This is a genomic window from Pseudomonas azotoformans (genome assembly GCF_001579805.1).
Lineage (GTDB): Bacteria > Pseudomonadota > Gammaproteobacteria > Pseudomonadales > Pseudomonadaceae > Aquipseudomonas > Aquipseudomonas azotoformans_A.
This window is the reverse complement of record NZ_CP014546.1, coordinates 2,529,865-2,554,140: the sequence shown is the minus strand read 5'-3', so window position 1 is coordinate 2,554,140 and position 24,276 is coordinate 2,529,865. Positions and strand designations below refer to the sequence as shown.

Here is a 24,276-nt window from a genome sequence, read left to right as displayed (position 1 = left end):
GGCTGATCAATCAGTTCAAGGTCTAAGCCGGGGTCAGGCACTCCGGCCCATTGAGCTTGGGATCGTTGACCATGTTGGCCAGCACCCGTTCGCGCAACGCGACGGGTTCACTGGCCAGCAGGCCTTGCAATACATGCAACGGCGTCTCGGGATCGAGCCAGGCTGCCTGCCCGGCGTCATCCAGAATCAGCGGGCGACGCTGGGCCTGCGCGGCCTGGGTCACCACCGCCGTACTCAGCCACACCTGTTCCTGCACCGGATACGCTTCCCAGATCGCGGCAAAAAACAACGTGGAGCCCTCCCCCGGCGTCAGCCAGTACGGACGTTTGCGCTGGGTGCCGCGCCATTCGTAGAACCCATTGGCGGGCAGCAGGCAACGGCGCTGGCGGAATGCTTCGCGGAACATCGGTTGTTCGGCCAGGGTTTCGGCGCGGGCATGGGCGGGCGTGCGGGAAAGATCGGTCAACCACGGCGGCGTGAGGCCCCAGCGGGCGCGGGCCAGGGTGCGCTGACCGTCGGTGACGCGCTGGATCAGCACCGAATCATTCGGGGAAATATTCCACTGGGCCTGCTGGTCGGCCGGGAAGCCCGGCAAGGCAGCAAAGGCGGGGTTCCAGCGAAACAGGGCATAACGTCCACACATGGGGCAACACGACTCTTGGGTAAACCGACCGACAGCCTAACAGACCAGCACATCGGGGAAGCTGTCGGGTTCATCACCGGGCAGCGGTTGTGCGCCGATATAGGCAGTAATCAGCTCGCGGGCGTCCATGGCGCGGTCGTTGTCCACCTCCAGGCCCAGCAGGCCGAAAATAGGCAATTCGCCGGTGCCGCCGAGCAAATGACGGCCCACCAGATGCGCCTCGATGCCTTCGCTGGCGAGCATCTGTTGCAGCAACTCGCCTTCCATCAGGTTTTCCGGTTCGTAGATTCGCTGCATGGGTGTATCCGTTATTCGTTTTCGCTTCGGGTTTCGAGCATCCACTCTTCCCCATGTACCTGCAGATCGAAAATGATCGGCCGGCAACAGACCTGGCAGTCTTCTATATAGGTCTGGTCACCACCGGACAAATCCACAGTTGTCTCGACCACTTCACCGCAATAAGGACAATCGTACGTCGCGTTTTCCAGCATCGCAGCCTCCAAGGTGACTTGTGCGTATAATCGCCGGTCTATTGACAGGGCTATTTTCGGCTGAGGCCATTCCTCAGTCCGCCCCCTGGTATTCCCTTTACTTACCCTAGCCGTTTCTAACAAGAGAGCATGATGGGCGAATTCGATACCATCCGACCTTACAACGACAGCGAAGTCCCGGCAGTGCTGGCACGTCTGTTCAGTGACAAGGCCTTTCTGGACATCCTGACCCACTTCCGCTTCCCGCGCTTTGCCGGCGCCCTGGGCTGGCTGCTCAAGCCGATGATCGCCCGCAAACTGCGCCGCGAGTTCGCTGGCGTCACCACCGTGGCCACGCTGCAGGACAAAGTCGAGTACTACGTCGACCACACCATTGATCGGGCGACCGACGGCGTGACCTACACGGGCGTCGAGCAGCTCAAGTCCGGCACGGCTTACCTGTTCCTGGCCAACCATCGCGATATCGTGATGGACCCGGCCTTCGTCAACTATGCCGTGTACCATGCCGGCCTGCCGACACCGCGTATCGCCATCGGCGACAACCTGTTGCAAAAGCCGTTTGTCAGCGACCTGATGCGCCTGAACAAGAGCTTCATCGTGCACCGCTCGATCACCGGGCGCAAAGAGAAGATGGCGGCGTATCAGCTGCTGTCGGCGTACATCAACCATTCAATCCGCAACGACGGTGCGTCGATCTGGATCGCCCAGGCCGAAGGGCGCGCCAAGGATGGGGATGATCGCACCGAGTCGGCGATCCTCAAGATGTTCCACGTCAGCCGCAAGGATGAGCCGTTTGCCGAGGTGATCCAGTCGCTGAACCTGACGCCAGTGTCCATCAGCTACGAATACGACCCGTGCGATTCAGCCAAGGCCCGCGAACTGTACATCCGCGCCACCACCGGCACCTACAGCAAGGCGCCGGGCGAGGATGACGTGAGCATTGCCCTGGGCATCACCGGCTACAAAGGTCGGGTGCACGTGAACTTTGCACCGCCGATCACTGAGCGCTTCGAAGACACCAAGCTGCTGGCCGCAGAGATGGACCGGCAGATTCTCGGCGGTTATCGCCTGTTCCCGGTGCATTACCTGGCCCACGCCCAGTGGAGCGATGCCGACCCGCAATTGCAGGTGCCGACCGCCGCCGAAGTGTTCCCGGCGGACGAACTGGCCAAGGCCAAGGCGGAGTGGGAGCGACGCTTGAGCGAATGCCCGGCCGAGCACCGACCCTTCCTGGTGGTGCAATATGCAACGCCGGTGCGCAATCAGTATCGGGTCAAGGCCGGGATTGCCCTGTAAGGCTTAGAGACGGGTGCTGAGCCAGGAGATGGCCAGCGCCAGCCCAAGGCAGGCAAACCCGATGCGGTAAGCCAGACGATGCGCCCGTTCGGTGCGCACATCCAGAAACAACATCGGTTGGTCGATCGCACGGTCTTCACCTTGCGCGGTCAGGTCGGCCAGTGCGCGCTGTTCGCGCAGGCGAGTAAGGAACAGCAGCGCAGCGCCCGGACAGGCCACTGCTAACGCAACAACATTGGTCAATAATGCGGGCAGCGCCATCGCAAACCTCGGTAAAACAGTGTTTTGGTATCGGTTCAGATACAAACCTGAACGATAGTGGCCTCCGGCGCCGTAAATGCTCCCTCCCCCATTGACGGGTAATGTATCCAGTAATTTACGCCGTCACCTGAACGTCACCTTAACAAGCCACTCTGTTGCCCTTCGACGCTTAGGAGCTTGTCATGCTGCACGCGCAAAACCAGGATCGGCTGTACCTGATCGCCCAAAGTGATGAGCAAGAAGCACTGGTCGGCGGCCTCGCCTTCAACGTCCAGGACCGCCACTGGCTGGTGTATTGCGCCCTCGGCGGACACCAGCATGCGGACCTGCCGGAGACCGATCTACTCACAGGGGTGAGCCTGCTGGATTTCTGTATCGACAGCGCCGCATGAAACTGGAGACGAAAAAAAGCCGGGCTCATCACTGAGCCCGGCTTTTTGCTGGATCGCTTATTGCGAGCTGAGCAACGAACCGATGCTTGGATCCTTGAACAGTCGGGTCAGGGCATCACTGAGGACGTCGCTGACCAGCTTGGTGTTGGTTTCCTGGTTCGGCGACATGCCGAAGCGCTGGTTCAGCGACGCACCGTAGCGACCGCTGTAGCGGCGGGTGCCGGCGCTGACGTCGGACTTGAAGGTCGCGCCGATGGACGCTTCGGTCACGTACAGGCCGTCTTTAGGCGACTGATACTTCAGTTCAGCCAGGGTGATGGTCAGCTGCGGCGCACCCGGTGCGTTGGGGCTAGGGGTGAAACCCAGCAGTCGCACAGCGGCTTCAGCCTGGGCCTGCAGCTTGGGCAGCACGTCCTGGGCATTCACCGAGACCAGGGCGGTTTCCGGGTACAGGCCACCGCGCGAGCCGAGGGTCGGCGACGGACGACCATCCACCACCCGCACCGACACCGGCTGGCCGTGGCCCACTGGGGCCAGCTGCGTGGTGATTTTCGGCTCAGGGGTCAGTTGTTGCGGGCTGTTGGCGCAGCCAACCAGCGTCAAACTGGTCACAGTGATCAAACCGAACAACAGGCGTTGCAACATGCGCTTCTCTCCAGAAATCAGGATCCGACAGGCCGGCAGTATAGCGGGGCGCCACTGCGGGGAACTAGCATCAGTTACAACCTGAGACCGGTTGGCTGGGCGGCGGTTCGATGTCACCGATATGTCACACCCGTTACATGGGCTCGTCATCCCGGCCAGGCATGCTGGGTCCCAATCTCAGGAGGTTGATCCCCATGCATTTTCTCTGGTCATTGTTTACGCGCAAGCCCGCCCTTCGTCAGTTCGCCCTGCTCGATGTGCAAGGTCGTTGCCAGGCCTTCAAAGAGTGCAGCCAGCCGCCTGTTGGCGACGGTTGGGTAGAAATCGATGAAATCCGCCTGAGCTGGATGCACCACCCGCTGCCGGCCCGTGCCCGCGTCAGCCCACGTCCTGCGCGGTCGCCCCGGCATCAGCCGTTGGCCGCCTGACCGAACGCCTAATAAAAGTCATAAAACACGCCCATTTCCCTGGCGTTCTTCGCTACAATCTCCCCCCGATTATAAGGACGTCTCCTGATCGGGCCTCGCAGCATCGTTAATGCCTCGGCACTAACCCCCCAATCGCCCACAGAGAGCCGCCCACACAGATCGAGTGAAGCTGGCGCGCTTGCTGTTTTCTTTGCAAACCACCCGCCTTTACCGAATCTGCCAGAGCTGCCATTGCGCTCGGCCACTTGAGTTGTTTGCCCGTTTTGCCGCGTGTCGGCTAGGGGCCAGGTGCCAGGCTGGGGCAGCCCTTTTTTGAGGTTCACGTCTTCAAAAGAGCGTGAAAAAACGGGTTTTCACAACTTCACAAGAGTGTGGCGAGCAAATGAATAGTTTGGCGTTTGTACAAGCACCATCAGCGTCTGGAACAGCCCAACCACACAGGACCGAGCACGCCTTAAAAACCGGAGCTTGAGCCTGTCCGCTACGGATTGGTTGCATGAATCGCACGCTTTGACCATAAGTCGAATTGCCACAGGCGCCCATGAATGCGTTCATAGGCAGATTAGCTCGGCAGGAAGCGTGCGCTGAACATGCAAAGAATTGCGAATCGGACATGGCGATCCTGGCCATGGGTAACCTGGGGCAACACGTGAACCGCCCCGTCACTCCTGGCAGCCATGCCGTCAATTTGGTGCTGCAGATTTTGGAGACGCGTTAAATGGCGCATAACGAAGCAGTCGACGTAGTACTGGTAGGGGCCGGCATCATGAGTGCCACCCTGGCCGTACTGCTCAAAGAGCTCGACCCCGGCCTCAAGCTGGAAGTCGTTGAGCTGATGGATTCGGGTGCCGCGGAAAGTTCCAACCCGTGGAACAACGCCGGGACCGGCCACGCCGGGCTGTGTGAGCTGAACTACACGCCGCAGGCCGCCGATGGCTCCATCGACATCAAGAAAGCCGTGCACATCAACACCCAGTTCGAGGTGTCGAAGCAGTTCTGGGCGTACCTGACCAAAAAGGGCACCTTTGGCTCGTCCAAGTCCTTTATCAGCCCGGTGCCGCACCTGAGCTTCGTGCAGGGCGAAAAAGGCGTGGACTTCCTCAAGAAGCGCTTTGAATCCCTCAGCCAGCACCACGCGTTTTCGGACATGCACTACACCGAAGACCGTAGCGAAATGGCCGAGTGGATGCCGCTGATGATGCCGGGCCGCCCGCTCGACGAAAAAATCGCGGCCACCCGCGTGATGAACGGCACCGACGTCAACTTCGGCGCGCTGACCAACCAACTGCTCAGCCACTTGACCAGCTCGCCCGACGCCCAGGTCAAGTACTGCAAGCGCGTCACCGGCCTCAAGCGCAACGGCGCGGGCTGGACCGTGAGCATCAAGGACGTCAACAGCGGCAACAGCCGTGAAGTGGACGCCAAGTTCGTGTTCCTCGGCGCCGGCGGCGCGGCCCTGCCGCTGCTGCAGGCCTCGGGCATCGAAGAAAGCAAAGGTTTTGGCGGCTTCCCGGTCAGCGGCCAGTGGCTGCGTTGCGACAACCCGGACGTGGTCAAGCACCACCAGGCCAAGGTCTACAGCCAGGCTGCCGTGGGCTCGCCACCGATGTCCGTGCCGCACCTGGACACCCGCGTGGTGGATGGCAAGAAGTCCCTGCTGTTCGGGCCATACGCCGGTTTCACCACCAAGTTCCTCAAGCACGGCTCGTTCCTCGACCTGCCGATGTCGATTCGCGCCGGCAACATCGGCCCGATGCTCGCCGTGGCCCGCGACAACATGGACCTGACCAAGTACCTAGTCAGCGAGGTACGCCAGTCCATGGAACAGCGCCTGGAATCCCTGCGTCGTTTCTACCCGGAGGCAAAAGCCGAAGACTGGCGCCTGGAAGTGGCCGGCCAACGGGTGCAGATCATCAAGAAAGACCCGAAAAAAGGCGGCGTGCTGCAATTCGGCACTGAGCTGGTCGCGGCCAAAGATGGCTCGCTGGCTGCACTGCTGGGCGCGTCCCCGGGTGCCTCGGTGACCGTTTCGATCATGCTGGAATTGATCGAGAAGTGCTTTCCAGGCAAAGCGGCGGGTGAATGGGCCGCCAAGCTGCAGGAAATTTTCCCGGCACGGGAAAAGGTCCTGGAGACGGACGCCGAGCTGTATCGCAAGATCAACGCGCAGAACAACATCAGCCTGGAGCTGGTTGAACCTGCCGCCGAGACCGAAAGCTACGCTTGAGGCACCATGAAAAACGCCCCGCTCTCAACCTGAGAACGGGGCGTTTTTTTATGTCTTGGATAATCAGCCGCGAGCGTTTTCGATCAGTTCGATGTACTCGTCCGCGTTGCGCTGGTCCTTGATCAGGTCGACGAAGGTCTCGCCATGCTCATCCTTGCCGTCGAGGTCCAGGCCCGCTTCCTTGAAAAAGCCCAGGAACCGCTCGAAATCGTCGATACGCAGGCCACGGTAGGCCTTGATCAGTTTGTGCAGGGACGGGGAAGTCGCGTCGACCGGCTCGAAGTCCAGGAACAACTTGATCTGATCGTCGCCGATCTCGTCACCAATCACCTGTTTCTTATCTTTACGCATTACCGACTCCAGCCTGCAGACATTTACACGGGGTTTGAAGTCTACCTGCGGGGCGCGGGCTTGTGTAGGCGGGGCTACCTGGCCTTTACAGCACCCGTGTGCAGATCCGCCCAGATATGCCCGTTGGCATAACTGAGAAACTGCACATACACGGCGTCATTGCGTAGCAGGTCGACAATCACGCGGTATTGAGCAACCGGGTAGGACAGTGTCAGGGTTTTGCTCTTGTCATCGTAGGCCGGTTTTTTCAGGCTTTTGCTTTCGGCGTCGAAATTGAGCACCACTTGGGCGATAGACGCGCCTTTGTTCAGGGACTTGCCCTTGAGGCGGATCATCAGCGGCGAGGTCACCGGGATCGGCTGCTGGCTGGACTGGCGCTGGTTGCCGACTACCACCGCATACTCGGTGACTTGCAGCAGTTGTTGCTGATCGGGCGTTTCGGCACGCAGGGCCAGATCGTCCGACGGCAGGAATTGGCTGTGCATCGGTGCCGGCGCGGCGGCCAGAGGCAAACTGAGGGTCAGCGCCAGGGCGGCGCAGGTGCGTATCAACAGGCTCATGAAAGGCTCCAGGCGCAGGGCCAGGCACTCTAGCATGCCGCCCCTGCACCTCAAGCACGTTTACATGCCTTTGACGGCGTAGATACCGTTGGCGTTGCGCCAGTAGCCCTTGTAATCCATGCCGTAACCGAAGATATAGCGGTCGATGCACGGCAGGCCGACGTAATCGGCCTTCAGGTCTGGACGGGCTTTGCGGTCGTGGTCCTTGTCGATCAGCACGGCGGTGTGCACGTTGCGCGCGCCGGCGTGTTTGCAGAAATCGATGATCGCGCCCAGGGTGTGGCCTTCATCGAGGATGTCGTCGATGATCAGCACGTCGCGGTCGATAAACGAAACTTCCGGCTTGGCTTTCCAGAACAGGTCGCCGCCGCTGGTTTCGTTGCGATAACGGGTGGCGTGCAGGTAGGAGGCTTCCAGCGGGAATTGCAGGTGAGTCAGCAATTTGCCGGCGAAGATCAGGCCACCGTTCATCACGCAGAAGACCACCGGGTTGGTGTCGGCCATTTCGCGGGTGATGTGCGCGCCGACCTTGGCGATCGCCTCTTCGACTTGCGCTTCGGTGTACAGGCAGTCAGCCTCGCGCATGATTTGACGGATATGCTCGAGATCAGCGGACATGGCGCTCTCCAAGGGGGTGCTGTGGCAAGAAAAGCGGGCGAAGGTACGCTTCTCGTGCGCTCCGAGCAAGCCTTAATGGACTAACGTACTAGATGTCTATAGGACAACACCCTCGGATAGATTAATCTAGGCCGGTTTTTTTGCCCGCCGCCGGAGCCTTTCCCATGCCCACTCGCGAGATCCGCCACCCGCTGATCCGACACAAGCTCGGCCTTATGCGCCGCGCCGACATTAGCACGAAGAACTTCCGTGAGCTTGCTCAGGAAGTCGGAGCGTTGCTCACTTACGAAGCCACCAAGGATTTGCCCCTGGAAACCTACGAGATCCCCGGTTGGGCCGGTCCCGTCCAGGTGGAGAAAATCGCTGGTAAGAAAATCACCGTGGTCCCGATCCTGCGCGCCGGTATCGGCATGCTCGAAGGTGTCCTCAGCCTGATCCCGGGCGCCAAGGTCAGCGCCGTGGGCGTAGCCCGCAATGAAGAGACGCTGGAGGCCCACACCTACCTGGAAAAACTCGTTCCGGAAATCAACGAGCGCCTGGCGATGATCATCGACCCGATGCTGGCCACCGGCAGTTCCATGGTTGCCACCATCGACCTGCTGAAAAAAGCCGGTTGCCGGGACATCCGCGCCATGGTTCTCGTCGCTGCGCCCGAAGGCATTGCGGCCGTCGAGAAGGCCCACCCGGACGTGCAGATCTACACCGCATCCATCGACGAGCGCCTGAACGAACACGGCTACATCATCCCAGGCCTGGGCGATGCCGGTGACAAGATCTTCGGCACCAAGCAGAAGGACGCGTGAGCATGCAGGATGAATTCAACGACCCGCTTTGGCGCCAGATCCTGTCTGGCGCACAAATGCTCTTCGTGGCATTTGGCGCGCTGGTGTTGATGCCGCTGATCACAGGTCTTGATCCAAACGTCGCACTGTTCACCGCGGGCCTGGGCACGTTGCTGTTCCAGGTGGTGACAGGGCGGCAGGTGCCGGTATTCCTGGCGTCGAGCTTTGCGTTTATCACACCGATCATTCTCGCCAAGGGCCAATTCGGCCTCGCGGCGACCATGGGCGGCGTGATGGCGGCCGGTTTCGTTTATACCTTCCTGGGTCTGGCGGTGAAGGTCAAAGGCACCGGTTTCATTGACCGGCTGCTGCCGCCCGTGGTGATCGGGCCGGTGATTATTTCCATCGGCCTGGCCATGGCGCCCATCGCCGCCAATATGGCGATGGGTAAAGCCGGCGATGGTGCCGAGCTGATTCACTACCAGACGGCAATGATGATCTCGATGCCAGCGCTGCTGACCACGTTGATCGTGGCGGTGTTCGGCAAAGGTATTTTCCGCCTGGTGCCGATCATCTCCGGCGTGCTGGTGGGTTTTGCCATGTCGTTCTACTTTGGCGTGGTCGACACGGCGAAGATCGCCGCCGCACCATGGTTCGCCCTGCCCCACTTCACCGCGCCGGAATTCAACTGGCAGGCGATCCTGTTCATCGTCCCGGTGGCCCTGGCCCCGGCAATCGAGCATATCGGTGGTGTGATTGCGGTCGGCAGCGTGACCGGTCGCGACTACCTGAAGAAGCCCGGCCTGCATCGCACCCTGCTGGGCGACGGTATTGCCACCACGGCCGCCGGCCTGTTTGGTGGCCCGCCTAACACGACCTACGCGGAAGTGACTGGCGCGGTGATGCTGACCAAGAACTACAACCCGAAAATCATGACCTGGGCGGCGGTGTTTGCCATCAGCCTGGCGTTCATCGGCAAGTTCGGCGCACTGCTGCAGAGCATCCCCGTGCCGGTGATGGGCGGGATACTGTGCCTGCTGTTCGGTTCGATCGCGGCGGTGGGCATGAACACGCTGATCCGCCACAAGATCGACCTGGGTGAAGCGCGCAACCTGGTGATCGTGTCGGTGACATTGGTGTTCGGGATTGGCGGTGTGCTGGTCGGCACCGGCACCGGCCCGGATGATTTCGGCCTCAAGGGCATCGCCCTGTGTGCGGTGGTAGCGATTGGCTTGAACCTGCTGCTGCCGGGCAATGATGGTTGGAAGAACAAGAAGCCGGATGAGCCGTTGATCTGACGGTTGAACCAATAAAAATGGGAGCCCACAGGCTCCCATTTTTGTTTCAAGCGTCGGTGTTACAGCTCACCAAGGCCATCGATCAACGCCTGGTTCTGCTCCGGCGTACCAATGCTGATCCGCAGGAACTGCGCAATCCGCGCCTGCTTGAAGTGCCGCACGATCACACCTTGCTCGCGCAATTTGGCCGCCAGGCCGGCAGCGTCGTGCTTGGGGTGACGAGCAAAGATAAAGTTCGCTGCCGACGGCAACACTTCAAAGCCCTTCGCCTCCAACTGCCCGACCACCTTGTCGCGGCTGTCGATCACCAACTGACACGTCTTGTCGAAATACTCACGGTCCTCGAACGCCGCCGCCGCACCGACAATCGCCAGGCGATCCAGCGGATAGGAGTTGAAGCTGTTCTTGACGCGCTCCAGCGCCTCGATCAGGTCCGGATGGCCCACGGCCAGGCCCACGCGCAAACCGGCCAGTGAGCGCGATTTGGACAGGGTCTGGGTCACCAGCAGGTTCGGGTAACGGTCCACCAGGCTGATCGCGGTTTCGCCGCCGAAGTCGATATAGGCTTCATCAACCACCACCACCGAATCCGGGCTGGCCTTGAGGATCTGCTCGACCGCATCCAGCGCCAGCACGGTGCCGGTCGGCGCGTTCGGATTGGGGAAAATGATCCCACCGTTGGGCTTGGCGTAGTCCGCCACACGAATCTGGAACTGCTCGTTCAGCGGCACCGGGTCGGATTGAATGCCATAAAGGCCGCAATACACCGGGTAGAAGCTGTAGCTGATGTCCGGGAACAGCAGCGGCAGGTCGTGTTGGAACAGGCCGTGGAAGATATGGGCCAGGACTTCGTCGGAACCGTTGCCGAGGAACACCTTGCCAGCATCGATCCCGTAATACTTGGCGACTGCCTGCTTGAGCAGGTCGCTGTTGGGGTCCGGGTACAGGCGCAGGTTGTCGTTCAACTCCGCCTGCATCGCCGCCAACGCCTTGGGCGATGGGCCGTAGGGGTTTTCATTGGTGTTGAGCTTGACCAGTTTGGTCAGCTTGGGTTGCTCGCCGGGCACGTAAGGCACGAGGTCCTTGACGAAAGGGCTCCAGAATTTGCTCATGTCTCAGTTCCCCTTCTCTTCAAGGATGCGGTATTCGGCGCTACGGGCGTGGGCGCTCAGGGATTCACCACGGGCCAGCACCGAGGCGGTCTTGCCCAGCTCGGAGGCACCCTGTGGCGAACAGAAGATGATCGATGAACGCTTCTGGAAGTCATACACCCCCAGCGGCGACGAGAAACGCGCAGTGCCGGACGTCGGCAGCACGTGGTTCGGGCCCGCGCAGTAGTCGCCCAGGGCTTCGCTGGTGTGGCGGCCCATGAAGATCGCACCGGCATGGCGGATCGACGGCAGCCAGGCTTGTGGATCGGCGACGGACAGCTCCAAGTGCTCCGGCGCGATGCGGTTGGCCACTTCGATGGCCTGCTCCATGTCACGCACCAGGATCAACGCGCCACGGCCATTGATCGACTTCTCGATGATCTCGGCGCGGTCCATGGTCGGCAGCAACTTGTTGATGCTGGCGGCGACCTGGTCGAGGAACGCGGCGTCCGGGCTGACCAGGATCGCCTGGGCGTCTTCGTCGTGCTCGGCCTGGGAGAACAGGTCCATGGCGATCCAGTCCGGATCGGTTTGGCCGTCGCACACCACGAGGATTTCCGACGGGCCGGCGATCATGTCGATACCGACCTGGCCAAACACGTGACGCTTGGCAGTGGCGACGTAGATATTGCCAGGGCCGACCACCTTGTCGACCTTCGGCACGCTCTCTGTGCCGTAAGCCAAGGCGGCGACGGCCTGGGCGCCACCGATGGTGAACACGCGGTCGACACCGGCGATGCAGGCGGCGGCCAGCACCAATTCGTTGATTTCACCGCGCGGAGTCGGCACCACCATGACCACTTCGGTCACGCCTGCCACTTTGGCCGGGATGGCGTTCATCAATACCGACGACGGGTAGGAAGCTTTACCGCCTGGCACGTACAAGCCGGCACGGTCCAGCGGCGTGACCTTCTGGCCCAGCACGGTGCCGTCGGCCTCGGTGTAGCTCCAGGAGTCTTGTTTCTGCTTTTCGTGGTAGCTGCGCACCCGTGCCGCCGCGACTTCCAGGGCTTCGCGCTGAGGTGCAGTGATGCGCGTCAGAGCCAGCTCCAGGCGTTCGCGGGGCAGGATCAGGTCGGACATCGACGCGACGTCCAGGCCATCGAACTGGCGGGTGAAGTCCACCAGCGCCGCATCACCGCGCTCGCGTACGGCCTTGATGATGTCGAGCACTCGCCCGTTGACCGACTCGTCGGACACGCTTTCCCAGCTCAGCAGATGATCCAGATGATGGGCGAAATCCGGGTCGGCAGCGTTGAGTCGGGCAATTGCAGTGGACGTGGTCATAGCGAGGGCCTCAATAGAATTGGCAAAAACTCAGGTGCCCTAAACTAGCAGTCGTTTCCGCTTGGGCACCTGAGAATTCTGGCTATGAGGCGGATAGACGGGCGCAGCCTTCCGGCTACGCGGGTAAGTCAACCGCGGTGTCGCGACTCCACTGCCTTGCGCAGGGTGTCGATCAACGCCTGGATACGGGCGTGCTGCATCTTCATCGAGGCTTTGTTGACGATCAGGCGGGAGCTGATGTCGGCAATGAAGTCTTGCGGCTCGAGGCCGTTGGCACGCAGGGTGTTGCCGGTGTCGACCACGTCGATGATCTTGTCAGCCAGGCCGATCAGCGGCGCCAGCTCCATCGAACCGTAGAGTTTGATGATGTCGACCTGACGACCCTGTTCGGCGTAGTAACGCTTGGCAACGTTGACGAACTTGGTCGCGACGCGCAGGCGGCCTTTAGGCTCGACGTCGCCAACACGGCCGGCGGTCATCAGCTTGCACAGGGCGATACGCAGGTCCAACGGCTCGTACAGGCCCTGGCCGCCGTATTCCATCAGCACGTCCTTACCGGCGACACCGAGGTCGGCCGCGCCATGTTCAACGTAGGTCGGCACGTCGGTAGCCCGCACGATCAACAGGCGAACGTCGTCCTGGGTCGTGGGGATGATCAGCTTGCGGCTCTTGTCCGGATTCTCGGTCGGCACGATGCCCGCTTCAGCCAGAAGCGGCAAAGTGTCGTCAAGGATGCGGCCCTTGGACAGTGCGATGGTCAACATGGGAAACGTCAGTCCTTCATCAGGCTATTGCTGCCCGGTCGCAAACGGCGCCGGACACAGATCGAGGCCATGACAGCCTCGATTTGGAACAAATTCAGCTAACAGCAAGCACAGCCCTGTGGCGAGGGAGCTTGTCGAAACGTCGAACCGTCCCGCTGGGTCGCGAAGCGGCCCCAAAAATCTTGGGAGCGCTTCGCACTCCAGCGGGAGCAAGCTCCCTCGCCACAGGTCACTCCGGGGACTAGCCCGGTACGCGGCGGATTTTTGCGCCGAGCATCTGCAGTTTTTCCTCGATGCACTCGTAGCCACGGTCTATGTGGTAGATGCGGTCGATCAAGGTGTCGCCTTCGGCGATCAGCGCCGAGATCACCAAGCTGGCCGAAGCCCGCAGGTCGGTGGCCATCACTGGCGCGCCCTTGAGTTTCTCGGTGCCGGTGACGATGGCGGTGTTGCCTTCGACCTGGATCTTCGCGCCCATGCGGTGCAGTTCATACACGTGCATGAAGCGGTTTTCGAAGATGGTCTCGATCACGGCACCGGTGCCTTCAGCAATGGCGTTCAACGAGATGAACTGCGCCTGCATGTCGGTCGGGAACGCCGGGTACGGAGCGGTTCGCACGTTGACGGCTTTAGGACGCTTGCCGTGCATGTTCAGCTCGATCCAGTCTTCGCCAGTAGTGATTTCGGCACCGGCTTCGCGCAGTTTTTCCAGGACCGCTTCCAGGATGGTCGGATCAGTGTCCTTGACCTTGACGCGGCCACCGGTCACGGCGGCGGCAACCAGGTAGGTGCCGGTCTCGATGCGGTCCGGCATCACTTTGTAGGTTGCGGTGTGCAGGCGCTCTACACCATCGATGGTGATGGTGTCGGTGCCGGCACCGGAAACCTTGGCACCCATGGCGTTCAGGAAGTTGGCCAGGTCGACCACTTCCGGCTCGCGCGCGGCGTTCTGCAGCACGCTGCGGCCTTTGGCCAGGGCAGCGGCCATCATGATGTTCTCGGTACCGGTCACGCTGACGGTATCAAAGAAGAAGTTCGCGCCACGCAGGCCGCCTTCCGGCGCCTTGGCCTTGATGTAGCCGCCTTCGACGTCGATGACTGCGCCCATGGCTTCAAGGCCACGGATGTGCAGGTCCACCGGACGCGAGCCGATGGCGCAACCGCCAGGCAGGGCGACTTCGGCTTCACCGAAACGGGCAACCATAGGGCCCAGCACCAGGATCGACGCACGCATGGTTTTCACCAGTTCGTACGGGGCGATCAGGGTCTTGATGGTGCGCGGGTCGATTTCGACGGCCAACTTCTCGTCGATCACCGGCTCAATGCCCATTCGACCGAACAGCTCGATCATGGTAGTGATGTCGTGCAGGTGCGGCAGGTTGGCCACGGTGACCGGGCCATCGCACAGCAGGGTCGCTGCCAGGATCGGCAAGGCGGAGTTTTTTGCACCGGAGATGCGAATCTCGCCATCAAGGCGGGCACCGCCGGTAATAATCAATTTATCCATAAGAATCTCGACGCCTTGGGGGCTCAGGTGCGCTCGGCCCAGGCCGCGCGGCTGAAAAATTTCATAGTGACCGCATGGATGCTGCCATCGGTGATCCACGGGTTCAAATGGGCATAGATCTGCTGTTGACGCTTGACCGGGCTCAATGCCGCCAGTTCATCGCTAATCACGTTCAGCTGGAAGTTGCAGCCTTCGCCTTCAACTTCAACGGTCGTTTCCGGCAGCTTTCCTTCAAGAAAGCTCTTAACTTCTAGGGCCTGCATGCTCAACCTCTATCGGCGCCCAGTGCGCGCGGGTCGCACATCATACAAAAAAGCCCCGCGCCTGCGAACCCCGCATAGCAGGACTCTGACGGGGGGCCTCTCTAATAATGTGTATTAAGGATGCGCCAGCAGCTCGGTCAACCCGGAAACTTCGGCGATTTCACGCATGTCTTCGGGCATTGCACGAATGCTGACCGGCTTTTTGGCCGCCTCAGCATCGCGTAAGAAGCACAGCAGCAACGACAAACCCACGCTGCTGGACTTGGTCACCGCCGAACAATCCAGCACCAGCGCGGGGGCGGAGCTGGTCTTGATCAGTGCCTGACCCTGCTTGCGCAGGTCAGGCCCCGTGCGGTAATCCAGCACGCCGCTGATGAACAGCTCGCCGGCATCGCCTAGACGAACAGCCGCCTCGGTCATTGCGCAGGCTTCCCGGCAGCTTGTTTGTCGGTTTCTTCCTTGGCCTTGGCGACTTCACCGGCCCAACCATTGATGGTCTTGTCCAGGTCGTTGCCATTGCGCTGCATGGCGTCGGCGAACTGATCACGGAACAGCTTGCCGATGTTGATACCGTTGATGATCACGTTACGCAGCTTCCACTCGCCGTTGACCTTCTCCAGGGTGTACTGCACCGGGTAGACGGCGCCGTTGTTGCCCTTGACGCTCATGTTGACGCTGGTGCGATCACCGGACTCATCACCGGCGGGAGCGACGGTAATGCCCTGGTTGTTGTACTCAAGCAGCGCATTGCCATAGAACTGGAACAGGCCACGCTTGAAGTTTTCCTGGAAGGTCTGCATCTGCGCCGGGGTCGCCTTGCGCGAATACTTGACGGTCATGATACTGCGGGAAATGCCCTCGGCATCGACGACCGGGCCGACAATGGTGTTGAGCGCGTCATAGAACTTACTCGGATCTTGCTTGTACTGCTCTTTATTGGCAGTCAGGTCAGCCAGCATTTTGCTGGTCGTGTCCTGCACCAGGTCGTGGGCAGAACCTGCAGCGTTAGCCATCAGCGGCAGCGCTGCCAACAACACCAGCAGGCCACGTCGCAAGGTAGAGATCATGAACAGATTCCTCATTTGGCGTCTTTATTGACCGTATTAAGCAGGAATTTACCGATCAGGTCTTCAAGCACCAGCGACGACTGTGTGTCGTGGATTGTCGAGCCATCCTTGAGCAGGGCTGTTTCCCCACCCACGCTGACACCGATGTATTTTTCGCCCAGCAGACCCGCAGTGAGGATAGATGCAGTGGAGTCAGTCGGCAGATTATCTACCTTCTTGTCCAGTTGCATGGTCACTCGCCCGGTGAAGCTGTCGCGGTCCAGATCGATTGCCGTGACCTTGCCGATGGTCACACCGGCCATGGTCACTTTAGCTCTGACAGTCAAACCGGCGATATTGTCGAAGTAAGCGTAAAGTTTATAAGTATCGGCGGTGGGGCTCGCCGACAGGCCACTGACGCGCAGGGCCAACAACAATAAAGCCAGGATGCCAGCCAGCAAGAAAAGGCCGACACCGATTTCCACAGTGCGGTTTTGCATCAGAAATCTCCAAACATCAAGGCGGTCAAAATGAAGTCAAGGCCCAGTACCGCCAGCGAGGCGTACACAACGGTCTTGGTGGTGGCGCGACTGATCCCTTCTGAAGTGGGCTCACAGTCGTAGCCTTGGAATACGGCGATCCAGGTGACGACGAAGGCGAAGACGATGCTCTTTATGATGCCGTTGAGCACGTCACCGCTGAAGGTCACGCTGTTTTGCATGTTGGCCCAGTAGGAGCCGTCGTAGACGCCCAGCCAGTCCACCGCCACCCACGAACCGCCCCAGATACCCACCACGCTGAAGATCATCGCCAGCAGTGGCAGGGAAATGAAGCCGGCCCACAGGCGTGGGGCAACAATGTACTTGAGCGGGTCCACGCCGATCATTTCCAGGCTGGACAGCTGTTCGGTGGACTTCATGTTGCCGATTTCGGCAGTCAGCGCCGAACCCGCACGCCCGGCGAACAGCAAGGCGGTCACCACCGGCCCCAGTTCACGCAACAGCGTCAGGGCGACCATCTGCCCGACCGCTTGCTCCGAACCGTAGCTGGAAAGAATATTGAAGCCCTGCAACGCCAGCACCATGCCGATGAACACCCCGGAGACCACAATGATCACCAGGGACATCACGCCGACCGAATGCAGCTGCTTGATAAGCAGGCCAAAGCCGCCACCAATGCCGCCGCGACCGAGCAGGGCGTGGAACAGGAAAATCGTCGAACGGCCGAGCACTTCGACAATGTCGATACCCGAGCGACCGAAAAGGCGAACCTTCTCGATAAGAGATGTCTTGCGCATCAGCGCTTCCCCAGAAGATCTGAGCGGTAATCCGCTGCCGGAAAGTGAAAAGGCACCGGGCCATCGGGATCGCCGGTCATGAATTGGCGAATGCGCGGGTTGTCGGCGTTCATCAGCTCTTCAGGCGTGCCCTGCCCCAGCACCTGGCCATCGCCGACGACATAGAGGTAATCGGCAATGCTCGCGGTTTCTGCAAGGTCATGGGAGACCACGATGCTGGTGATACCCAGCGCATCATTGAGCAGGCGGATCAAGCGCACCAGCACGCCCATGGCGATGGGGTCCTGGCCGACAAAGGGCTCGTCATACATGAGGATTTGCGGGTCGAGGGCGATGGCGCGCGCCAGGGCCACACGGCGCTTCATGCCGCCGGACAGTTCGTCAGGCATCAGGTCGATGGCACCGCGAAGCCCTACGGCCTGCAGTTTCAGCAACACAATGTCACGAATCATTTCATCGGACAGTTGGGTATGCACCCGCAGCGGAAAAGCCACGTTCTCGAACACGTCGAGGTCGGTAAACAGCGCACCGCTCTGGAACAGCACGCCCATATGCTTGCGCGCATCGAACAGATCGCTGCGCGACAGCGTCGGCAGGTTCTGGCCATTGACCCACACTTCGCCGGCACTGGGCCGCAATTGCATGCCCATCAGGCGCAACAGGGTGGTCTTGCCGCAACCGGAAGGCCCCATGATGCCCGTGACCTTGCCGCGCGGAATGCGGATATCGACGTTATTGAAGATGCTGCGCGTCCCGCGCTTGAAGGTCAGTCCCTTCAGCTCGACCGCGTAGGCGTTATCGGCACTCATCTAAACTCCTTGGGATGCAGCCTCTCACTCAGACACCACGCTTGCGACAAACGTTTGCAACCGTTGTGCAATAGTTGGCACGTGGGCTGGGCGGACCGAACTGGCGGCGAACTATATCACTGCTGGTACAAGGCGCCCAAGGCCGGAACAGCGCTTGTTCAGATTGGGGACAGGGAAAAATCGTTGCTTAGGATGAATCTCAGGCGCATTGCGAACAAACCCTGACGAACTAGCGTGAGGGAATTGATCATTACCGCTATAATCGCCGACTTTTCGTCAGGCTATACGATTTCAGACATGAGCCAATCCAGCGACCTTATTCAATCCGCACAACGCACCATCCGCCTCGAGCTTGAAGCCGTAGAAGGCTTGCTGGCGCATATCGACGCAGATTTCGTACGCGCCTGCGAGATGATTCTGGCCAGCAAAGGCCGCGTTGTCGTGGTCGGTATGGGCAAGTCGGGCCACGTCGGCAACAAGATCGCCGCCACCTTGGCCAGCACCGGGACCACCGCTTTTTTCGTGCACCCGGCCGAAGCCAGCCACGGCGACATGGGCATGATCACCAAGGATGACATTATCCTGGCGCTGTCCAACTCCGGCACAACCAACGAAATCGTGACCCTGCTGCCGCTGATCAAGCGCCTGGGCATCCAGATGATCAGCCTCACCGGCAATCCGGATTCGACGCTGGCCAAGGCCGCCGAAGTGAACCTGAATGTTCACGTGGCCCACGAAGCCTGCCCGCTGAACCTGGCACCTACCTCCTCCACCACCGCCGCACTGGTGATGGGCGACGCCCTGGCCGTGGCGCTGCTGGAAGCCCGCGGGTTTACCGCGGAAGACTTCGCGTTTTCCCATCCGGGTGGCGCCTTGGGCCGTCGCCTGCTGTTGAAAGTGGAAAACGTCATGCATTCCGGTGATGAATTGCCCCACGTCCAGCGCGGCACCTTGCTGAAGGACGCGCTGATGGAAATGACCCGCAAGGGCTTGGGCATGACCGTGATCCTGGAAGCCGACGGCCGCCTGGCCGGGGTCTTCACCGACGGCGACCTGCGCCGCACCCTGGACCGCACCATTGATATCCACACCGCCACCATCGACGCGGTGATGACCCCCCACGGCAAGACCGCCCGTCCCGAGATGCTGGCAGCCGAAGCCTTGAAAATCATGGAAGACCACAAGATCGGCGCACTGGTGGTGGTCGATGGCAATGACCACCCGATCGGCGCCCTGAACATGCACGACTTGCTGCGTGCGGGAGTGATGTAAATGACCAGCGACCTGTTGCAACGCGGCAAGAACATCAAACTGGCGATTTTCGACGTTGATGGCGTGCTGACCGATGGCCGCCTGTACTTCCTCGAAGACGGCAGCGAATTCAAGACGTTCAACACCCTCGACGGCCAGGGCATCAAGATGCTGATGGCGTCGGGCGTGCAAACGGCGATTATCAGCGGCCGGAAAACCCCCGTTGTGGAACGCCGCGCACAAAACCTGGGGATTCCTCACCTGTATCAGGGCCGCGAGGATAAACTGGTGGTTCTGGACGAGCTTCTTGGCCAACTCAACCTAAGCTATGAGCAGGTCGCCTATTTGGGCGATGACCTGCCAGACCTGCCGGTGATCCGTCGAGTGGGCTTGGGCATGGCCGTCGCCAATGCGGCGGCGTTTGTTCGCGAGCACGCCCATGGCATCACCACCGCCCGTGGCGGCGAAGGTGCCGCCCGCGAGTTCTGCGAGCTGATTCTGCGTGCCCAGGGCAGCCTTGAAGCGGCCCACGCCGCCTACTTATAGAGCGTTTTATGCTGAGCAAAAAGATTCGCAACTTCCTGCTATTCGGGGTCATCGCCGCGCTGTTCCTGGCGGTGGGCTACTGGAATATCAGCCCGGAGCGCTTTCTCGACCAGCCTGCTGCGCAGGTTGACGAGGGGGCTATCGACTATTACGCCACCAATGCCAAGAGCGTGCAGTTCCTGCCCGACGGCAAGGTGCAGTACGAGATGACCTCGGACAAGGTCGAGCACGTCAAGGCCAGCGAAATCACCCTGCTGACCAACCCGGACATGAATATTTACCGCGGCACCGAGTTCCCGTGGCACGTCACCAGCAAGCGTGGCGAGGTCAACCCGGACGGTACCGAGGTGGAACTGATCGACTCGGTGCGCGTTGCGCGCACTGACGATAAAAATCGTGAGACCGTGATTACCAGCAGTCGCATGACCGTATTCCCGCAGAAGCAATATGCGCAGACCGAGCAAGACGTTAGAATCGACGGCGCTGGCGGTGTATCGACTGGCAAGGGAATGAAAGCGTATTTGAAAGAAAGCAGGATACACCTGCTATCGAACGTAAGAGGACAGTATGAGGCTCGTTAAAACTCTCCCTATTTTGCTCGGCCTGGGCGCAGCACTGGGAAGCGTGAGCGCCTGGGCTCTGCCGAACGATAGCCAGCAGCCGATCCACATCTCGGCCGACGATGCGCAGCTGGATGACAAGCAAGGCGTTGCCACCTACACCGGCGGCGTGATCATCACCCAGGGTTCGATGAAAATCACCGGTAATACCGTGACGCTTACGCGCACCAAGACCGGCGATATCGATGTCGTGACCTCGGTAGGCAACCTGGCTTACTTCGAACAGAAGCAGTCGCCCACCGACACGGGCCCGATGAAAGGCTATGGCAAGACAATCCAGTACCACGCCCAGCAAAACCGCATCGTACTGATCGACCAGGCCAAGGTGCTCAGCCCCGATGGCAACTCCACGGAAGGTGAGAAAATCACCTATGACACCGTGAAACAGATCGCTAACGCCGGTCGTGCCAATGGCAACAAGGTCACCGCGCCTCGTCCACGCATCGACATGGTTATCCAGCCGAAGAAGAAGGCCGAGTAATGGCAACCCTGAAAGCCCAGCATCTGGCCAAGGCCTATAAAAGCCGTCAGGTCGTGCGCGACGTCAGCCTGTCGATCGACAGCGGCCAGATCGTCGGCTTGCTCGGCCCCAACGGCGCCGGCAAGACCACTTGCTTCTACATGATCGTCGGCCTGGTCCAGGCGGACCAGGGTCGCGTCCTGATCGACGACCTCGACGTGAGCCACCAGCCGATGCACGGCCGTGCGCGCGCCGGTATCGGCTATCTTCCGCAGGAGGCGTCGATCTTCCGCAAACTGTCGGTCGCCGATAACATCATGGCGATCCTCGAGACCCGCAAGGAGCTCGACCGTGATGGCCGTCGCAAGGAGCTGGAAAGCCTGCTGCAGGAATTCCACATCAACCACATCCGCGACAACCTCGGTATGAGCTTGTCTGGTGGTGAGCGTCGCCGTGTGGAAATCGCCCGCGCCCTGGCTACGGCACCCAAGTTCATCCTGCTGGACGAACCGTTTGCCGGCGTTGACCCGATCTCGGTCGGCGACATCAAGCAGATCATCCACCACCTCAAGGCCAAGGGCATTGGCGTGTTGATCACCGACCACAACGTCCGTGAGACCCTCGATATCTGCGAAACCGCGTATATCGTCAACGATGGTCAACTGATCGCCGAAGGTGATTCCGCTACCATCCTGGCCAACGAACTGGTCAAGGAAGTGTACCTGGGTCACGAGTTCCGCCTGTAAACACCGTGGTGTCACGGCCGTTTGCCGAGGTGCGCGGGAGTCAATGAAAACCTCCGGATTTTTATTGTTACCGCGCTCTAGGCAAAGCCCCCGACATCAGGCATATAATTTGCTTATGTTTGGCGCTCACGCGCCCTGTCGTGGATGGCGCATTGCGCCGGCGAATAAGGTGTTAAGCCCCTGCCATGAAACCATCGCTAGTCCTGAGAATGGGCCAGCAGCTGACGATGACACCGCAGCTGCAACAGGCCATCCGCCTGCTCCAATTGTCGACCTTGGACCTGCAACAGGAAATCCAGGAGGCCCTGGAGTCCAATCCGATGCTCGAACGCCAGGAAGAAGGCGACGACTTCGATAACGCAGACCCGCTGGCCGATAACATCGAGCAAAAACCCAATTCCGACGTGCAGGAACCCTCCTATCAGGAAACCGCCCCTACGGTGGATAACCTCGAGGAAGGCGAATGGAACGAACGCATCCCCAACGAGCTTCCTGTCGACACGGCCTGGGAAGACGTCTACCAGACCAGCGCCAGCAGCCTACCCAGCAACGACGATGACGAGTGGGACTTCACCACCCGCACCTCCGCCGGTGAAAGCCTGCAGAGCCATTTGCTGTGGCAACTGAACCTGGCGCCGATGTCGGACACCGACCGTCTGATCGCCGTGACCCTGATCGATTGCATCAACAACCAGGGTTATCTAGACGAGACGCTTGAAGAGATTCTTGAAGCCTTCGACCCGGAACTGGATATCGAGCTGGACGAGATTGAAGCCGTCCTGCACCGCATCCAGCAGTTCGAGCCTGCTGGAATCGGCGCGCGCACTCTCAGCGAATGCCTGCTGCTGCAATTGCGCCAACTGCCAGCCAAGACACCTTGGCTCGCCGAGGCCCAGCGTCTGGTCACCGATTACATCGACCTGCTGGGCAGCCGCGACTACAGCCAGTTGATGCGCCGCATGAAGCTCAAGGAAGACGACCTGCGCCAGGTCATCGAGCTGGTACAGAGCCTCAACCCGCGCCCAGGCTCGCAAATCGAGTCCAGCGAAGCCGAATACGTGGTGCCTGACGTGATCGTGCGCAAGGACAACGAGCGCTGGCTGGTGGAGCTGAACCAGGAGTCGGTGCCACGCCTGCGGGTCAATCCGCAATATGCCGGTTTCGTGCGTCGCGCCGACACCAGCGCCGACAACACCTTCATGCGCAACCAGTTGCAGGAAGCGCGCTGGTTCATCAAGAGCCTGCAAAGCCGCAACGAAACCCTGATGAAAGTGGCCACCCAGATCGTCGAGCACCAGCGCGGCTTCCTGGAGTACGGCGACGAAGCCATGAAACCGCTGGTGCTGCATGACATCGCCGAAGCGGTGGGCATGCATGAATCGACGATTTCCCGGGTCACCACGCAGAAATTCATGCATACCCCACGGGGTATTTATGAACTGAAATACTTTTTCTCAAGCCACGTCAGCACCTCCGAAGGCGGTGAATGCTCGTCCACGGCGATCCGCGCGATCATCAAAAAACTGGTTGCCGCGGAAAATCAGAAAAAGCCATTGAGTGACAGTAAGATCGCTGGTTTACTGGAGGCACAAGGCATTCAGGTCGCCCGTCGAACCGTCGCCAAGTACCGCGAGTCCCTCGGGATCGCGCCTTCCAGCGAGCGTAAGCGTTTGATGTGACGGGCGGGCCACAGCGTTCCAGTGGTGGGTATTCCTGCCCACCGCTTTATGCACTGGCAACGAAGGAGAAGCTGTATGCAAGTCAACATCAGTGGACACCAGCTGGAAGTCACCAAACCCCTGCGTGAATACACCGAAAGCAAGCTGAACAAGCTGGCAGGGCATTTTGACAAAATCACCAACGTGCAGGTCATCATGGAGGTCGATAAGCTCAAGCAGAAAATCGAGGCCACCCTGCACGTACCGAATGCAAAGCTGGTCGCCAATGCGGAGCATGAAGACATGTACGCGGCGATTGACTCGCTCTACGACAAGCTTGACCGCCAACTCATAAAGCATAAGGAAAAGAATCTGCACCTGATGCAAGGTACAGGTCGTTAACCCTCCCCCCATGATCCGACTTGAAACCATCCTGACCCCCGGCCGTTCCCTCGTGAACGTGCCGGGCGGCAGCAAGAAGAAAGCCCTCGAACAAATTGCCAACCTGATCGCGCGCGAAGTGCCGGATCTGGAGATGCAAGATGTCTTCGACGCGCTGATTGCCCGTGAAAAACTCGGTTCCACCGGTTTTGGCAACGGCATCGCCATTCCTCACTGCCGTCTCAAGGGCTGCGAAACCCCCGTCAGCGCCCTGCTGCACCTGGAAGCCCCCATTGATTTCGATGCGATCGACGGCGCCCCGGTTGACCTGCTGTTCGTTCTGCTGGTCCCGCAAGCCGCCACCGATGCGCACCTGGAACTGCTCCGGCAGATCGCCAGCATGCTCGACCGCAAGGAAGTACGTGACAAACTGCGCAGTGCCAGCAGCAACGAGGCGCTGTATCAGGTTGTCCTGGATGAACAGAACGGGCAGTAACC

32 protein-coding genes are annotated in these 24,276 nt (G+C 60.2%); 14 read left to right on the top strand and 18 right to left on the bottom strand.

The window, feature by feature from the left end:
• Positions 1-22 precede the first annotated feature (22 nt).
• The 3 genes from AYR47_RS11865 to AYR47_RS11855 are packed head-to-tail and all read right to left on the bottom strand — an operon-like array spanning position 23 to position 1,134.
• Positions 23-643 carry an SOS response-associated peptidase gene (locus tag AYR47_RS11865; protein WP_033899414.1) on the bottom strand — a complete coding sequence of 207 codons (621 nt, stop codon included), beginning with the start codon at positions 641-643 and terminating at the stop codon, positions 23-25.
• Between the two features lie 36 nt (positions 644-679).
• Positions 680-940 carry a putative signal transducing protein gene (locus AYR47_RS11860; RefSeq protein WP_033899411.1) on the bottom strand — a complete coding sequence of 87 codons (261 nt, stop codon included), beginning with the start codon at positions 938-940 and terminating at the stop codon, positions 680-682.
• An 11-nt stretch (positions 941-951) separates the two neighbouring features.
• On the bottom strand, positions 952-1,134 hold the full coding sequence (locus AYR47_RS11855; RefSeq protein ID WP_010213079.1) for a CPXCG motif-containing cysteine-rich protein: 183 nt from the start codon (positions 1,132-1,134) through the stop codon (positions 952-954).
• Between the two features lie 132 nt (positions 1,135-1,266).
• On the opposite strand from AYR47_RS11855, the gene AYR47_RS11850 reads away from it, so the two are divergent.
• Positions 1,267-2,430 (top strand): 1-acyl-sn-glycerol-3-phosphate acyltransferase, encoded by a 1,164-nt coding sequence (locus AYR47_RS11850; protein WP_208603928.1) that lies wholly within the window; start codon positions 1,267-1,269, stop codon positions 2,428-2,430.
• Between the two features lie 3 nt (positions 2,431-2,433).
• Here the strand turns inward: AYR47_RS11850 and AYR47_RS11845 are convergent, their stop codons facing one another.
• A complete protein-coding gene (locus AYR47_RS11845) occupies positions 2,434-2,691 on the bottom strand; it encodes a hypothetical protein (RefSeq protein ID WP_061435340.1) in 258 nt (85 codons plus the stop codon).
• Positions 2,692-2,873: 182 nt separating this feature from the next.
• Between AYR47_RS11845 and AYR47_RS11840 the strand changes: the two genes are divergently transcribed.
• Entirely contained in the window at positions 2,874-3,083 is a 210-nt protein-coding gene (locus tag AYR47_RS11840) for a hypothetical protein (RefSeq protein ID WP_033899405.1), read from the top strand.
• Positions 3,084-3,140: 57 nt separating this feature from the next.
• Here AYR47_RS11840 and AYR47_RS11835 read toward each other — a convergent pair whose 3' ends face one another.
• Positions 3,141-3,728, bottom strand: coding sequence for a YajG family lipoprotein (locus AYR47_RS11835; RefSeq protein WP_028618872.1), 588 nt, complete (start codon positions 3,726-3,728; stop codon positions 3,141-3,143).
• A 194-nt stretch (positions 3,729-3,922) separates the two neighbouring features.
• On the opposite strand from AYR47_RS11835, the gene AYR47_RS11830 reads away from it, so the two are divergent.
• Both AYR47_RS11830 and mqo read left to right on the top strand, forming a co-directional pair.
• Positions 3,923-4,156 carry a hypothetical protein gene (locus AYR47_RS11830; protein WP_033899399.1) on the top strand — a complete coding sequence of 78 codons (234 nt, stop codon included), beginning with the start codon at positions 3,923-3,925 and terminating at the stop codon, positions 4,154-4,156.
• Positions 4,157-4,874: 718 nt separating this feature from the next.
• Positions 4,875-6,383, top strand: coding sequence for a malate dehydrogenase (quinone) (gene mqo, locus AYR47_RS11825; protein ID WP_033899397.1), 1,509 nt, complete (start codon positions 4,875-4,877; stop codon positions 6,381-6,383).
• Positions 6,384-6,446: 63 nt separating this feature from the next.
• Here the strand turns inward: mqo and AYR47_RS11820 are convergent, their stop codons facing one another.
• The 3 genes from AYR47_RS11820 to AYR47_RS11810 form a co-directional block, all read right to left on the bottom strand.
• Positions 6,447-6,734 carry a PA4642 family protein gene (locus AYR47_RS11820; protein WP_061435339.1) on the bottom strand — a complete coding sequence of 96 codons (288 nt, stop codon included), beginning with the start codon at positions 6,732-6,734 and terminating at the stop codon, positions 6,447-6,449.
• A 74-nt stretch (positions 6,735-6,808) separates the two neighbouring features.
• Positions 6,809-7,294: a hypothetical protein gene (locus AYR47_RS11815; protein WP_033899591.1), complete on the bottom strand. Its 486-nt coding sequence runs from the start codon at positions 7,292-7,294 to the stop codon at positions 6,809-6,811.
• Positions 7,295-7,354: 60 nt separating this feature from the next.
• Complete coding sequence (locus AYR47_RS11810; RefSeq protein ID WP_038849867.1) at positions 7,355-7,912, bottom strand: hypoxanthine-guanine phosphoribosyltransferase; 558 nt, start codon at positions 7,910-7,912, stop codon at positions 7,355-7,357.
• Between the two features lie 164 nt (positions 7,913-8,076).
• On the opposite strand from AYR47_RS11810, the gene upp reads away from it, so the two are divergent.
• Positions 8,077-8,715 carry a uracil phosphoribosyltransferase gene (gene upp / locus AYR47_RS11805; RefSeq protein WP_010213094.1) on the top strand — a complete coding sequence of 213 codons (639 nt, stop codon included), beginning with the start codon at positions 8,077-8,079 and terminating at the stop codon, positions 8,713-8,715.
• Positions 8,716-8,717: 2 nt separating this feature from the next.
• Positions 8,718-9,992 carry a uracil-xanthine permease family protein gene (locus tag AYR47_RS11800; RefSeq protein ID WP_016976596.1) on the top strand — a complete coding sequence of 425 codons (1,275 nt, stop codon included), beginning with the start codon at positions 8,718-8,720 and terminating at the stop codon, positions 9,990-9,992.
• Positions 9,993-10,051: 59 nt separating this feature from the next.
• Here AYR47_RS11800 and hisC read toward each other — a convergent pair whose 3' ends face one another.
• The 10 genes from hisC to AYR47_RS11750 form a co-directional block, all read right to left on the bottom strand.
• Positions 10,052-11,104 (bottom strand): histidinol-phosphate transaminase, encoded by a 1,053-nt coding sequence (hisC, locus tag AYR47_RS11795; protein ID WP_061435338.1) that lies wholly within the window; start codon positions 11,102-11,104, stop codon positions 10,052-10,054.
• Between the two features lie 3 nt (positions 11,105-11,107).
• On the bottom strand, positions 11,108-12,430 hold the full coding sequence (hisD, locus tag AYR47_RS11790; protein ID WP_033899389.1) for a histidinol dehydrogenase: 1,323 nt from the start codon (positions 12,428-12,430) through the stop codon (positions 11,108-11,110).
• Positions 12,431-12,558: 128 nt separating this feature from the next.
• Positions 12,559-13,194, bottom strand: coding sequence for an ATP phosphoribosyltransferase (hisG, locus tag AYR47_RS11785; protein ID WP_003188599.1), 636 nt, complete (start codon positions 13,192-13,194; stop codon positions 12,559-12,561).
• Between the two features lie 241 nt (positions 13,195-13,435).
• Positions 13,436-14,701 carry a UDP-N-acetylglucosamine 1-carboxyvinyltransferase gene (murA, locus tag AYR47_RS11780; RefSeq protein ID WP_010213103.1) on the bottom strand — a complete coding sequence of 422 codons (1,266 nt, stop codon included), beginning with the start codon at positions 14,699-14,701 and terminating at the stop codon, positions 13,436-13,438.
• 23 nt (positions 14,702-14,724) lie between these two features.
• A complete protein-coding gene (locus AYR47_RS11775) occupies positions 14,725-14,964 on the bottom strand; it encodes a BolA family protein (protein ID WP_003188597.1) in 240 nt (79 codons plus the stop codon).
• Positions 14,965-15,078: 114 nt separating this feature from the next.
• Positions 15,079-15,384: an STAS domain-containing protein gene (locus AYR47_RS11770; protein ID WP_033899385.1), complete on the bottom strand. Its 306-nt coding sequence runs from the start codon at positions 15,382-15,384 to the stop codon at positions 15,079-15,081.
• Positions 15,381-16,031, bottom strand: coding sequence for an MlaC/ttg2D family ABC transporter substrate-binding protein (locus AYR47_RS11765; protein WP_033899382.1), 651 nt, complete (start codon positions 16,029-16,031; stop codon positions 15,381-15,383). The genes AYR47_RS11770 and AYR47_RS11765 overlap by 4 nt, the downstream gene beginning before the upstream one ends.
• Positions 16,032-16,042: 11 nt before the next feature.
• On the bottom strand, positions 16,043-16,510 hold the full coding sequence (gene mlaD, locus AYR47_RS11760; RefSeq protein ID WP_003171814.1) for an outer membrane lipid asymmetry maintenance protein MlaD: 468 nt from the start codon (positions 16,508-16,510) through the stop codon (positions 16,043-16,045).
• Positions 16,510-17,307: a lipid asymmetry maintenance ABC transporter permease subunit MlaE gene (gene mlaE / locus AYR47_RS11755; RefSeq protein WP_010213107.1), complete on the bottom strand. Its 798-nt coding sequence runs from the start codon at positions 17,305-17,307 to the stop codon at positions 16,510-16,512. The genes mlaD and mlaE overlap by 1 nt, the downstream gene beginning before the upstream one ends.
• The gene (locus tag AYR47_RS11750; protein ID WP_003171811.1) at positions 17,307-18,116 is read right to left on the bottom strand and encodes an ATP-binding cassette domain-containing protein; all 810 of its coding nucleotides are present in this window, start codon (positions 18,114-18,116) and stop codon (positions 17,307-17,309) included. Before AYR47_RS11750 ends, mlaE begins: the two co-directional genes overlap by 1 nt.
• Before the next feature lie 297 nt (positions 18,117-18,413).
• Between AYR47_RS11750 and AYR47_RS11745 the strand changes: the two genes are divergently transcribed.
• From AYR47_RS11745 to ptsN, 8 genes are all read left to right on the top strand, one after another.
• Positions 18,414-19,388: a KpsF/GutQ family sugar-phosphate isomerase gene (locus AYR47_RS11745; protein ID WP_033899378.1), complete on the top strand. Its 975-nt coding sequence runs from the start codon at positions 18,414-18,416 to the stop codon at positions 19,386-19,388.
• A complete protein-coding gene (locus AYR47_RS11740) occupies positions 19,389-19,913 on the top strand; it encodes a KdsC family phosphatase (protein WP_010213109.1) in 525 nt (174 codons plus the stop codon).
• A gap of 8 nt (positions 19,914-19,921) precedes the next feature.
• Entirely contained in the window at positions 19,922-20,494 is a 573-nt protein-coding gene (gene lptC, locus AYR47_RS11735; protein WP_033899375.1) for an LPS export ABC transporter periplasmic protein LptC, read from the top strand.
• A complete protein-coding gene (gene lptA / locus AYR47_RS11730) occupies positions 20,481-21,014 on the top strand; it encodes a lipopolysaccharide transport periplasmic protein LptA (RefSeq protein WP_033899372.1) in 534 nt (177 codons plus the stop codon). The genes lptC and lptA overlap by 14 nt, the downstream gene beginning before the upstream one ends.
• Entirely contained in the window at positions 21,014-21,739 is a 726-nt protein-coding gene (gene lptB / locus AYR47_RS11725) for an LPS export ABC transporter ATP-binding protein (RefSeq protein WP_003171806.1), read from the top strand. Before lptA ends, lptB begins: the two co-directional genes overlap by 1 nt.
• Positions 21,740-21,924: 185 nt before the next feature.
• A complete protein-coding gene (locus AYR47_RS11720; protein WP_016974289.1) occupies positions 21,925-23,418 on the top strand; it encodes an RNA polymerase factor sigma-54 in 1,494 nt (497 codons plus the stop codon).
• A 75-nt stretch (positions 23,419-23,493) separates the two neighbouring features.
• Positions 23,494-23,799, top strand: coding sequence for a ribosome hibernation-promoting factor, HPF/YfiA family (hpf, locus tag AYR47_RS11715; RefSeq protein ID WP_003171804.1), 306 nt, complete (start codon positions 23,494-23,496; stop codon positions 23,797-23,799).
• A 10-nt stretch (positions 23,800-23,809) separates the two neighbouring features.
• Positions 23,810-24,274: a PTS IIA-like nitrogen regulatory protein PtsN gene (gene ptsN, locus AYR47_RS11710; protein WP_061435337.1), complete on the top strand. Its 465-nt coding sequence runs from the start codon at positions 23,810-23,812 to the stop codon at positions 24,272-24,274.
• The last annotated feature ends 2 nt before the right edge of the window (positions 24,275-24,276 follow it).